The organism is Flagellimonas meridianipacifica, assembly GCF_003001695.1.
GTDB lineage: Bacteria > Bacteroidota > Bacteroidia > Flavobacteriales > Flavobacteriaceae > Flagellimonas > Flagellimonas meridianipacifica.
Genome location: NZ_PVYX01000002.1, coordinates 116,838 through 128,209, shown reverse-complemented (window position 1 = coordinate 128,209; position 11,372 = coordinate 116,838). Strand labels below are relative to the sequence as shown.

At 40.9% G+C, this 11,372-nt stretch carries 11 protein-coding genes; 5 read left to right on the top strand and 6 right to left on the bottom strand.

Annotated features, from left to right (window positions below; genetic code table 11):
* Window positions 1-53 precede the first annotated feature (53 nt).
* Window positions 54-794 (top strand): bacteriorhodopsin-like, encoded by a 741-nt coding sequence (locus tag CLV81_RS10475; RefSeq protein ID WP_106145087.1) that lies wholly within the window; start codon window positions 54-56, stop codon window positions 792-794.
* Between the two features lie 64 nt (window positions 795-858).
* On the opposite strand, the gene argS is transcribed toward CLV81_RS10475, so the two are convergent.
* A complete protein-coding gene (gene argS / locus CLV81_RS10470) occupies window positions 859-2,637 on the bottom strand; it encodes an arginine--tRNA ligase (protein ID WP_106145086.1) in 1,779 nt (592 codons plus the stop codon).
* A 104-nt stretch (window positions 2,638-2,741) separates the two neighbouring features.
* Between argS and CLV81_RS10465 the strand changes: the two genes are divergently transcribed.
* The 3 genes from CLV81_RS10465 (at window position 2,742) to CLV81_RS10455 (ending at window position 6,198) form a co-directional block, all read left to right on the top strand.
* Complete coding sequence (locus tag CLV81_RS10465; protein WP_106145085.1) at window positions 2,742-3,167, top strand: hypothetical protein; 426 nt, start codon at window positions 2,742-2,744, stop codon at window positions 3,165-3,167.
* Window positions 3,164-4,588 (top strand): SDR family oxidoreductase, encoded by a 1,425-nt coding sequence (locus tag CLV81_RS10460; protein WP_106145084.1) that lies wholly within the window; start codon window positions 3,164-3,166, stop codon window positions 4,586-4,588. The genes CLV81_RS10465 and CLV81_RS10460 overlap by 4 nt, the downstream gene beginning before the upstream one ends.
* A 110-nt stretch (window positions 4,589-4,698) precedes the next feature.
* A complete protein-coding gene (locus CLV81_RS10455) occupies window positions 4,699-6,198 on the top strand; it encodes a peptidase associated/transthyretin-like domain-containing protein (protein ID WP_106147459.1) in 1,500 nt (499 codons plus the stop codon).
* Here the strand turns inward: CLV81_RS10455 and CLV81_RS10450 are convergent.
* The 4 genes from CLV81_RS10450 to CLV81_RS10435 all read right to left on the bottom strand — a co-directional run bounded on the left by CLV81_RS10450 (window position 6,179) and on the right by CLV81_RS10435 (window position 9,258).
* Window positions 6,179-6,586, bottom strand: coding sequence for a hypothetical protein (locus tag CLV81_RS10450; RefSeq protein ID WP_106145083.1), 408 nt, complete (start codon window positions 6,584-6,586; stop codon window positions 6,179-6,181). The genes CLV81_RS10455 and CLV81_RS10450 overlap by 20 nt on opposite strands.
* 307 nt (window positions 6,587-6,893) lie before the next feature.
* Window positions 6,894-7,391, bottom strand: a complete 498-nt coding sequence (locus tag CLV81_RS10445; protein ID WP_106145082.1) for a hypothetical protein — start codon at window positions 7,389-7,391, stop codon at window positions 6,894-6,896.
* A 10-nt stretch (window positions 7,392-7,401) separates the two neighbouring features.
* Window positions 7,402-8,334: a citrulline utilization hydrolase CtlX gene (gene ctlX, locus CLV81_RS10440; protein ID WP_417935425.1), complete on the bottom strand. Its 933-nt coding sequence runs from the start codon at window positions 8,332-8,334 to the stop codon at window positions 7,402-7,404.
* Between the two features lie 6 nt (window positions 8,335-8,340).
* The gene (locus tag CLV81_RS10435; protein WP_106145080.1) at window positions 8,341-9,258 is read right to left on the bottom strand and encodes a dimethylarginine dimethylaminohydrolase family protein; all 918 of its coding nucleotides are present in this window, start codon (window positions 9,256-9,258) and stop codon (window positions 8,341-8,343) included.
* Window positions 9,259-9,543: 285 nt separating this feature from the next.
* On the opposite strand from CLV81_RS10435, the gene CLV81_RS10430 reads away from it, so the two are divergent.
* Window positions 9,544-10,011 carry a hypothetical protein gene (locus tag CLV81_RS10430; protein WP_146129879.1) on the top strand — a complete coding sequence of 156 codons (468 nt, stop codon included), beginning with the start codon at window positions 9,544-9,546 and terminating at the stop codon, window positions 10,009-10,011.
* 54 nt (window positions 10,012-10,065) lie between these two features.
* On the opposite strand, the gene CLV81_RS10425 is transcribed toward CLV81_RS10430, so the two are convergent.
* Complete coding sequence (locus CLV81_RS10425) at window positions 10,066-11,349, bottom strand: citrate synthase (protein WP_106145078.1); 1,284 nt, start codon at window positions 11,347-11,349, stop codon at window positions 10,066-10,068.
* Window positions 11,350-11,372: the final 23 nt, after the last annotated feature.

Here is an 11,372-nt window from a genome sequence, read left to right as displayed (position 1 = left end):
TGTTTAATTTTTATTAGATTTGCTTGAACAAAAACTAATAACTTAATATATATATGGAAAATTTATTCAATTTACCTATGGTGGCTAAAATCGCTACCGATGATTATGTAGGCTTTACGTTCTTTGTTGGATGTATGGCCATGATGGCCGCTTCGGCCTTTTTCTTTTTATCCATGAATGGCTTTGACCGTAAATGGAGGGCTTCAATTTTAGTATCCGGTATAATCACATTTATCGCCGCGGTACACTACTGGTACATGCGTGATTACTGGGCTGCCAATGGCGAATCGCCCACTTTTTTCCGTTATGTGGACTGGGTACTTACGGTACCGTTAATGTGCGTTGAGTTCTATCTTATTCTCAAGGTAGCAGGTGCTAAAAAGTCATTGATGTGGAGACTTATTTTCCTTTCTGTGATTATGTTAGTAACTGGTTATTTCGGAGAAGCAGTTTACAGAGACCAAGCACAAATTTGGGGTCTTATCTCCGGTATCGCATACTTCGTTATTGTATATGATATCTGGTTAGGAAAGGCGAAGAAACTCGCTCAAGAAGCAGGAGGAGCCGTATTGCAAGCACACAAAACATTATGTTGGTTTGTGCTAGTGGGATGGGCAATTTATCCAATCGGATATATGGCCGGTACCCCAGGTTGGTATGAAGGTATTTTTGGCGGATTAGCTCTTGATGTTGTCTACAACATTGGAGACGCCATTAACAAAATTGGATTTGGTCTGGTTGTTTATAATCTTGCCGTTACAGCAACAAAGTCGGAAGAGGCAGCAGCAGCATAAAACAAATCCATAGTTAATTTAGTTGGTTATGGAAAAAGCCATGTGGATACCACATGGCTTTTTTTTACATCCTTTCGGGAACGTTTATCCCCAATAGTTTAAATGCAGATTGGATAATCTCGCCCACTTTCTTTGAAAGTTGTACTCGGAATTGTTTCTTCACTGAATCCGATTCACCCAAAATGGTGACTTGTTGATAGAAGGAGTTAAACTCTTTGACTAAATCATACACATAATTGGCGATTAAAGCCGGACTATAGTTTTCAGCCGCCAATTGAAGGGTTTCAGGGAAAAGTTGAATTTGCTTCAACAATTCTTTCTCTTTTTCATGTAATTCAAAAGTCATGTCGAGCGCAGTCGAGACATCAAAATCTGCCTTACGAAGAATCGATTGGATTCTGGCATAGGTGTATTGAATAAAAGGCCCAGTGTTTCCTTGAAAATCCACTGACTCCTCTGGATTGAAAAGAATCCTTTTTTTAGGGTCTACCTTTAGGATATAATACTTGAGCGCACCTAGCCCAATAGTTCTATATAGTTTTTGCTTCTCTTCGTCGGAATAGCCATCCAGTTTTCCCAGTTCTTTGGAAATTTCGCCAGCAGTCTCTTCCATATTCTGAATCAGGTCATCGGCATCTACCACCGTACCCTCCCTACTCTTCATTTTACCACTTGGCAAATCCACCATACCGTAGCTTAGATGGTATAATTGTTCTGCCCAGGAATAACCAAGTTTCTTCAGAATCAAAAACAGGACCTTAAAGTGATAATCCTGCTCATTCCCTACGGTATATACCATCCCGTTTACATCTGGAAAATCCGTTACCCTTTGAATTGCAGTGCCAATATCTTGGGTCATATATACCGCCGTACCATCTGCACGAAGTACAATCTTTTCATCCAATCCCTCATCACTTAAATCTATCCATACGCTCCCATCGTCTTTTCTAAAGAAAACCCCTTTTTGCAGACCCTCATCCACAACATCCTTTCCTAACAGATAGGTATCACTTTCGTAGTACAACTTGTCAAAATCCACTCCGAGGTTGTTATATGTGGTATCGAAACCTTCATATACCCAACCATTCATCAGCTTCCAAAGTTTAACCACTTCTTCTTCCCCAGCTTCCCATTTTCGAAGCATGGTCTGAGCCTCCAATAGAATAGGGGCGGTTTTTTCCGCTTCTTTTTTATCCTTTCCTTCAGCAACCAACTCTTCTATCTCGGCTTTATATGCTTTATCGAACGCCACATAGTATTTCCCGACCAAATGATCGCTCTTTAACCCAGAGCTTTCAGGGGTTTCCCCATTACCAAAACGTTGCCATGCCAACATACTTTTACAGATATGAATACCTCTGTCATTCACAATTTGGGTTTTGTACACCTTATGTCCAGAGGCTTTCAATATTTCTGCAACCGAATACCCCAACAAGTTGTTTCGGATATGTCCCAAATGAAGTGGCTTGTTTGTATTGGGCGAAGAATATTCCACCATAATGGCATCCTTGCTATTGGGCATGGCAAAGCCATAGGCGGCTTTATCTTTTATAGTATTGAAGAAATTCAAATAATACACATCTGAAACCACAAGATTCAAAAAGCCCTTGACCACGTTGTATTTGCTGATTTCCGCTACATGTTCCTGTAAATACTCGCCAATCTTCGTCCCTATCTCAACTGGATTGTCCTTTACATAGCGAAGCATAGGAAAAATGACCACGGTAATATCTCCTTCAAAGTCTTTTCTTGTGGGTTGAAATTCCACAGATGGAACTTCAACACCATATAACTTTGCTACGGCTTGCTTCACCTTTTCTACCAACAAGGGCTGTAAATCCATAAAACTCGTTTTGAGGCAGCAAAACTACATATTTTTTGTCCGTTTCCACCAAGAATAATGGGCTTTACCCATAGTAAACCGGTCGATTTTGGTTAATTTTAAACATGCTTCTAAACGTCTCTTACAACGACAAAAAAATCACGCAAAAAATTGATGCTGAAGTAGGTAAGCCCTTTACCCTCAAAGAACGTTTTGCTTTAGGCGGGATTGGCTCCCCGAAACTGAACATTACCGAAACCAGCCTGGAAATCCAAAATCTACTGATTTTGGACAATAACTTGAACACATGCAATATTGAAATGCGACCAAAAGGCATCATAGTCCGATTCCGTTCTTTGCTGGAAACCTATGGTTTGGTCATTCCCTATTACAAATTGACCATTTACAAAGGTGATTTTGCAGTGTACTCTATTTATCGCGACCAGTATTTCATAAAAGTAAAATCGGACACCAAGGCCATTCAGAAATACTTTAAAAAGTTACTGGATTATAAGGCGGACAATGCGCCTACTTCAATCGAAGACCTATGAAAATCCTCCTCACAGGTGCTAACGGCTATATCGGTATGCGATTGTTGCCCAAACTTCTTGAAATGGGTCACGAAGTTGTATGTGCCGTACGGGATGAGACACGATTATCTGTTGATAGGGAAACCCGCAAAAAAATAGAAGTCGTTGAAATCGATTTCCTTCAGGAGGTAGTTCCAAATAAACTTCCAAAGAACATTGATGTCGCTTATTTTCTGATTCACTTGATGACAGTGACCACCAAGAATTTTGATGAACTGGAAGCCCAGGCCGCCAGAAACTTCAATGAGTACGTGAAGGAAACCAACATCAAACAAGTGATTTATCTCAGTGGCATTGTGAATGATAAAAACCTGTCCAAGCACCTGTGGTCCAGAAAAAATGTGGAAACCATCCTCCAAGAGGGGCCTTTTTCATTAACGGTTCTACGTGCTGGAATTATCGTAGGCTCCGGAAGTTCTTCTTTTGAGATTATTCGTGATCTCTGTGAAAAACTGCCCCTTATGGTTACCCCAAAATGGGTCTTGACCAAAACCCAACCTATTGCTATTCGGGATGTTATCAAATTCATGTTGGGCGTTTTGGGCAATGAAAAAACCTATGACGATTCCTTTGACATAGCCGGACCAGATGTCCTCACCTACAAGGAAATGCTCCATCAGTATGCAGAGTCCCGGGGTTTCAAAAATTGGATATATACGGTTCCTGTAATGACTCCAAAGCTTTCTTCGTATTGGCTCTATTTTGTAACATCAACCTCCTACAAGTTGGCCCTGAACTTAGTGGATAGTATGAAAATTGAGGTCATTGCCGAGGACACGCGCCTTCAAGACCTTTTGGGCATCCAACCCCACACTTACAAAGAGGCCATTGATATGGCCTTCAAAAAAATAGAACAAAATTCCGTGGTGAGCAGTTGGAAGGACAGCATGGTGAGTGGTAACTTCAATAAGAATCTGGAAAAGTACATTCAAGTACCCAAGTTTGGCGTGTTGAAAGATGTGCAGACGCTAAAGGTGGAAGACGAGCATAAAACCTTGGAAAATATCTGGAAAATCGGCGGGGAAACAGGTTGGTATTATGGCGGTTGGCTCTGGAAAATTCGAGGGTTTCTGGACAAACTTAATGGCGGACCGGGTTTGCGAAGAGGTCGTACCCATCCGGATAAAATCTTTCCGGGAGACGCATTGGATTTCTGGCGCGTGCTTTTGGCCGATAAAAAAAAGAAACGCCTGCTGCTCTTTGCTGAAATGCGTTTACCGGGAGAAGCATGGTTGGAATTCCATATAGACGACAACAAAGTCTTGCACCAAACAGCCACTTTCCGTCCCAAAGGTCTAAAAGGGCGATTGTATTGGTACAGCGTGCTTCCCTTTCACTTCTTCATTTTTGGTGGCATGATTCGCAACTTGGCGAATTCTTAAAATATTTTAGGCTCATTTCTGTTATAAAATCAAGTTAAAATCGTCTAAGGAGAGGCAACCCTTTGCCTACTTTTGATGTCTTTATGTTGATGATAGCCAAAAACAACCCTATGTGCACACATAAACCCCTTGTCTTTTTTGTAATAGCTTTTGTTACCATGCCGGTATTATTGGCCCAAAACGTAAGCTCAAGACTTATTGACGCCAAAACAAAAAAAGGCATTCCCTACGCTACTGTTCAGTATGGGGAGAATCAAGGGGTGATTACCAACGAGGAGGGCCGCTTTAGCTTTATCTTAGAAAAAGATTCCCTCACCATAGATTCTGTGTACATATCTTCCTTAGGTTATGAAAAAATCGGATTTACCCTTGAGCAGCTTGAGGATTCGGTTGTGGTGGTAAAACCCAAAAATATTGAACTGAGCGGGGTCTATCTTTTTGATAAGGAACTCGAGGTGGACGATATCATGAGAAAAGTAAAGGAACGCTTACCTCAAAACACCAACGACCAGCCCGTAAAACAGCGCTACTTCTTAAGACAATCCATTTTTGGAAACATCCACAAAGTGGATTTAGGCTTTGAAAAATCATCCATTGAAGAATTGGACAAAGAGCTTATTGACAGTATTGCTGGGGTCATTCCCCGAAACTCCTACCATTATACCGAAGCTTTGGGGGACTTTTATAAAAACAAAGGCGAATACAAGGCCGAGGTATTGCGCGCTGCAGAACTGTACGACAAAAAGGACATTGGCTCCTTTGAAGACTTAGGCAAACGTATGGAGGCCATGTTCAAACAGAACGTAAAGAAAGACTCATATCTAAAGATAAAGTCTGGTCTTTTCAGCCAAAAAGTGCAGGTGGATTCCATTTTATCCGATATAGAGGCCGAGGAAGCCAAAGAACTTGAAAGGGAATTGGGAAAGGATACCGTTTCTGGTTTGGTGGATGGCCAAAAACGCATATTTAAAGAACTGTTGAGCGAAGTATACTACGCCGAAGACAGCAAGCTCAATGTGATTGACAAAAGCCGAAAGTACAAGTTCACGCTGGATGGTTACGCCGATATTGACGAGAACGGGGTCTACGTGATTGGTTTTGAACCTAAGGGTAGTGCCGATTTTAGAGGCAAACTCTATGTGAACATTGAGGACTTTGCCATTATGCAGATTGACTTCGAAAACCTGAAAAACCTGCGTAATTTCAGGCTTTTGGGGATTTATTATCGCGAAACGGTGTATAGGGGCACCATGCGCTTTGCCAAACTGCCCAACAATAAATACGAACTTAAGTTTGTGGACTTTAGTTTTGGACGTTGGTTCCGGTTTGACCGCCCTTTGGATGTGATTGAAAAGAACAAAAATGTAAAAGGTCGCCGTAAGCAGAATGAGCTTAGGCTCAACATTGACTTTCGAATGGCCAATACCAACAAATGGGAACTAGTGGTCTACAACAATACTCTGATAGACAACAGCCAGTTTGAAAGTCTAAAAGAAGACAAAAGCGTGAAAGCCACCTATATGCCAGCCTATAATCCCGAGTTTTGGGAAGGATATACGATTATGGAACCGAACCAAGCCATACGCGAGTTTACGGTTGAGGAGGAGTAGTTTTATCTCCTTCTTCCACTATTTCAACATTAACGGTAGTATCATTATAGTGATAAATTGTCAATCCTATCACAAGGAGTACTATTTGGAGGAATAATGGCCCAATTAAGCTTACAATATCTTCTTCAAAAAAAATCTTAATAGTCTTTCCTAAAATGGATAAACCTGGGCCAATAATTAATAAAATGGACCATACTTTTATGGCCATTTTAGCGCCTTTATCCCTTGTCAATACAAAAGCGAGCACAATCGCTTGTACCAATAGTGGGACAATAGTGAAGTAATTTTTTACTAACACAAGAGTATAAAGGTTCCAACAAATAAATAAGCTTAGTGCAACTACAAGAAGGACATGAAAAGTTTCATTCTTGAATACAGTTTTTTCCATAAAGTTGTCATTAATGACATTTAAGCTTTCTAAAATAAGCCTTTTATTGCTCGATATGAAAACACTATGTTAAAAGAAGATATTCTAAAAAACTGGATTGAAGATACCTACGGTTCACCGGAAAAATTGACCCATGTATTGAATTTGGCATAGAAATGCTCTTTTATCTAGAAGAAGATACTTTTCTAAAAAGAGAAGTGCAGGACGTGGTGAGTGCGTTACATGGAATCGTCAAGGAACTTAGGCATTAAACTATGCAAGTGTTATTTCGAAATGACACAAGAAAAGAAAAGACCCCTAAACCAGTTCAGCGTGACGTAACTTCTTGGGCTTTGAGCAGTCGCTTCAATTCGGTAAAAGCCTTGTTTCGCTCATAGGTGTACGCAAAATATACTAAACCTATGCCGAACAAAAACATGGCTCCCGGTATTGCCAAAAAAATAGCTTCGGCATCCCCTGTGCTGTAGGAGATTATGGAAAAAACCAAAAATAAGCTTACCATACCCAGCCAAATGGCCATAAAAACAATCACAAAAATCAGCATTTGGAATTTCAGGTAGACCTTAGTCCCTGAGCTAGTTTCTTCCAAACTGCAATATATTTTAGGAAGAAAGGAATTCCTATGGTTGATAGCTCTCTGGATTTCAAAACGGTTGCCCTCAAATGTACCTTCAAAGTATTTTGTCGGTTTTTTTCGACGGAACCGCTCTTCCATAGTTCGTTTAGGCTGAACATTTTCACGTAGAACTTGAAGTACTTCTTCCTTTTGTAAACGACTTCGTAATTCTCGTTTTTCTGAAAGCATAATTTAGGATTCAGTCATTTCTAGGCAAAAACACCTCAGCCATCATACAACGGGCAGAGCCACCTCCACAGGTTTCAATGGTATCCAATGGGCTGTGCACAATCTTACAATATTCGGTTATGGCATCAATCTGGTCTTGACGCAAGCTATTGTAGGCTTGGGTGCTCATGACCATTAGGCGTTGGTCGTTGGCACCAATTACCTGTAACATATTCCCAGCAAAGGCATGCATTTGGGCCTCAGTGATGGGAATGACCTGTTTTCCATCTTTTTTTAGGTGCTCTACCACGTTTTTACGCTCCTTTTTATCGTCTATGCTATCCAAACAAATCACGGCAAAGGTCTCCGCCATGGCCATCATTACGTTGGTATGGTAAATGGGTTTTCGTTCTCCTTCTACAGTCTGGTTCGCTGTAAAAAGTACCGGGAAACAATCAAAATCCTCACAGAATTCAATAAAAAGTTCTTCATCCGCACGTTCGGAGAGGGCACAATAGGCCTTTTGGTGTACACGATCTTTTAGGATACTACCGGTACCCTCCAAAAATAACCCTTCCTCTTCGGCAGAGGTATAGTCCAAAATATCATCTATTCGAAAATCATGTTGTTCTAATACCTCAAAAATCTCTTCCCGACGTTCCAGTCTGCGGTTTTTAGCAAACATGGGGTACACCGCAACCGTACCAGTGGCATGGAAAGATACCCAGTTGTTGGGAAAAATGGAATCTGGTGTATCCGGTTCTTTGGTATCCTCTATCACAATCACCTCTACGCCATGGCTTCGGAGTACTTCCACAAAAGTGTCAAATTCCTGCTGGGCCTTTTTATTGATTTCGGCGTTGGTAATCTCAAGGGTCTCTTGGAAATAGTTGTTCACGGCGGTCTGCTCGTTCATACGAAACGCAACAGGACGAATCATTAAAATGGTATTGGTAATCTGCATGTTCATCTAGTATTCGCGGATAAGGGGTAAGGTACTGCAACGTAAAAGCCCTTCTTGCTTGGCAATCTCGGCATATGGGATTTCTTCAACGGTAAATCCTTGGTCCCGCAGCCAATTGTTCAATCGGGTGAAATTCTGTTCTGAGACTACTACTTCTGGTGAAATGGAAAACACATTGCTAAACATTTGGTACATCTCCTCTTTATCAATTTCAAAAGTGTTTTCCTTGCCGAAGTAATCCACCAACCATTGATACTCTTCCTCCACTAAAAATCCATTTTTGTGTAAAATGGCCTTATCCTTCCCAACAGGTTGAAAACAACAATCCAAATGAAGGGCGTTTTCCTTTGCATTAGTATTGGATTTTCTCAACTCAAAAGACTTTACGGTTTTGTGCGGGAAAAGTTCCCTAAGGTATTCCACAGCCTCTTTATTAGTCCTTGCCGTGATATAGTCCGGATAGTCCTCTCCGGTATAGGTGCCCACAAAAATGTAGTCATTCCATGGCATTACATCACCACCTTCTATATGCACTTCTTCTGGGGGGCGGATAATTTTATTAGGGTCTATCTGTTCCAAAATTGGTCCGATTGCTTCAAACTCGCGTTCCCTATCAGGTAAAATATTGGAATGGAACAGTTTATCCTCAATTACAAAAGCGATATCTCGCGAAAAGATTTGGTTACAGTCTTGGATAACCTCTGGGCGGAACAATTTCACACCATGTTGCTCAAAAACTGCAGCAAAAGCATCCATCTCCTTTACCATATCGGCTTCTTTAGGGTAGGTGCCATTCAGAATATGCTCCAAAGATTTTGGATCATACGCTTCCTCAGGTTTTGGTGCAGGTCCGCAACTTTCTGCAGTACCTAAAACCACTGCCTTCAAGGGTGCCGTTTCATCAATTATGTGGAGCTTCATCATAAGTGCAAGGTGAGTTTGAATGGTTAAAACTTCCTAGAACAGAAAAGAAAAACCTTATAATTTTAGGGGCAAATCTAGTGTTTTACGTTTGATTTTCCCCAAGAAGGAAATAAAAAAACAACACCTTCATTTAAGTGTATCCCCTAACCTCTTCAAGGCTTTCTTTTTTCATTTAACTATCTGATTAGTAAATAGTTAAATATAAATGATTTTACTCTTTTTTCTGACAAAAAATGCAGCTCCATTCCCAGATTTTACTACATTTAGGAGGATAATGATTTCAAGATGAAGCGATTAATAATAGTTCTCCCCATAGTTGCATTGAGCTGTGTGTTTCTTTTACATATGAATGCCAATCGTGCCAATCCCTTCTCTTTAGGGGTGGCTTCCAAAGCACCGGAAACGATATCCGTATCAATTACCAAATATGAGGATTGCATTCAAAAAGAGTCTCTAATTACCATAAAAGCGTTCTTAAAGCGAGAAAATAGATTGCCAGTGGGTAAAAACCTTTCTAAGCTGGATGGCCAAATAAGGAAGTATCAAACATCCCTGGATTCAACAATTCATAATTTGAACGCCATTGATGCGCATAGCTTTTTGCACGACGAATTCAGAAGATGTAAAGAGCTCATCTTGTCTTCTGAAAGTTCATCTTTCCTTACTTACTATCATTTAAAAATAATGGAGGCTTGCTACGAAAAGGACAAAATGCTAAACGAGAGTTCACAAAACAGTTTAGCGAACCTATAAACCAAAAAACGCCCTTTGAGGGCGTTTTTTCTATTTGGTACAATCTTCTATTCTTTATCGTTTGCTAACCTCTACGAAAGGTCTGTGATTTTCACCAATGTAAATCTGTCTTGGCCTTCCTATGGGTTCACCACGTAAACGCATCTCTCTCCATTGTGCAATCCATCCTGGAAGTCTTCCCAGAGCAAACATTACCGTGAACATCTCAGTAGGTATTCCTAAAGCGCGGTAAATGATTCCAGAGTAGAAATCCACATTCGGGTACAGTTTACGCTGTACGAAGTACTCGTCTTCCAAAGCTTCCTTTTCCAGACCTTTAGCAATATCCAAAATAGGGTCTTCAATCCCTAAATTACCCAGTACTTCATCCGCCGCTTTTTTAATGATTCGCGCTCGGGGGTCAAAGTTTTTATAGACTCTATGCCCAAAGCCCATCAAACGGAATGGGTCGTTCTTATCTTTTGCTTTGGCCATGTATTTTTTAGTGTCTCCACCGTCAGCTTCAATCGCTTGAAGCATCTCCAATACCGCTTGGTTGGCACCACCGTGCAGAGGTCCCCAAAGTGCAGAAATACCCGCAGAGAGTGAAGCAAAAAGCCCTGCATGCGAGGAGCCAACGATTCGTACAGTGGAGGTAGAACAGTTTTGTTCGTGATCCGCATGTAAAATCAATAGTTTATCAATTGCATCGATGGCAATTTGGTCCTTTACATATTCTTTGTTCGGTCTCTTGAACATCATTTTATGGAAGTTCTCCACATAGCCCAAGGTATCGTCTCCATAATTTAACGGAAGTCCCTTTTTCTTACGTTGTGTCCATGCCACTAAAACTGGAAACTTGGCCAAAATGCGTACAATGGAATGATACATGGCCTGCTCTGAAGAAACATCCACAGAAACCGGATTGAATGCCACTAAAGCACTGGTCATTGAGGATAAAACTCCCATGGGATGCGCTGCTTTTGGAAAAGCTTCTAAAATCTTTTTCATTTCCTCATCCACATCCGCTTCTTCTTTAATGTCGTGATGAAACTTTTCCAACTGTTCCTTATTGGGCAATTCGCCAAAAATAAGTAGGTAGGCCACTTCAAGAAAATCAGCCTTTTCGGCCAAGTCCTCTATGGAATAGCCGCGATATCTCAAGATACCTTTCTCGCCATCCAAAAAGGTAATGGCGCTCTCACAAGACCCGGTGTTCTTGTACCCAGGATCAATGGTTACCATACCACTTGCAGACCTTAAAGTTTTGATATCTATGGCCAATTCGTTTTCACTACCCTTTGTAACTGGAAATTCGTAGCTGTTGCCAGCATATTGAAGTGTTGCTTTATCCGACATTGAAATTTTTAAAAGATTATTAG

Bases quoted from the DNA above. Each gene is read 5' to 3' on its own strand.
- CLV81_RS10455 (WP_106147459.1), top strand. From the start codon at position 4,699: ATGTGCACACATAAACCCCTTGTCTTTTTTGTAATAGCTTTTGTTACC.
- CLV81_RS10475 (WP_106145087.1), top strand. From the start codon at position 54: ATGGAAAATTTATTCAATTTACCTATGGTGGCTAAAATCGCTACCGAT.
- CLV81_RS10425 (WP_106145078.1), bottom strand. From the start codon at position 11,349: ATGTCGGATAAAGCAACACTTCAATATGCTGGCAACAGCTACGAATTT.
- ctlX (WP_417935425.1), bottom strand. From the start codon at position 8,334: ATGCAGATTACCAATACCATTTTAATGATTCGTCCTGTTGCGTTTCGT.
- CLV81_RS10430 (WP_146129879.1), top strand. From the start codon at position 9,544: ATGAAGCGATTAATAATAGTTCTCCCCATAGTTGCATTGAGCTGTGTG.
- CLV81_RS10450 (WP_106145083.1), bottom strand. From the start codon at position 6,586: ATGGAAAAAACTGTATTCAAGAATGAAACTTTTCATGTCCTTCTTGTA.
- argS (WP_106145086.1), bottom strand. From the start codon at position 2,637: ATGGATTTACAGCCCTTGTTGGTAGAAAAGGTGAAGCAAGCCGTAGCA.
- CLV81_RS10435 (WP_106145080.1), bottom strand. From the start codon at position 9,258: ATGATGAAGCTCCACATAATTGATGAAACGGCACCCTTGAAGGCAGTG.
- CLV81_RS10460 (WP_106145084.1), top strand. From the start codon at position 3,164: ATGAAAATCCTCCTCACAGGTGCTAACGGCTATATCGGTATGCGATTG.
- CLV81_RS10445 (WP_106145082.1), bottom strand. From the start codon at position 7,391: ATGCTTTCAGAAAAACGAGAATTACGAAGTCGTTTACAAAAGGAAGAA.
- CLV81_RS10465 (WP_106145085.1), top strand. From the start codon at position 2,742: ATGCTTCTAAACGTCTCTTACAACGACAAAAAAATCACGCAAAAAATT.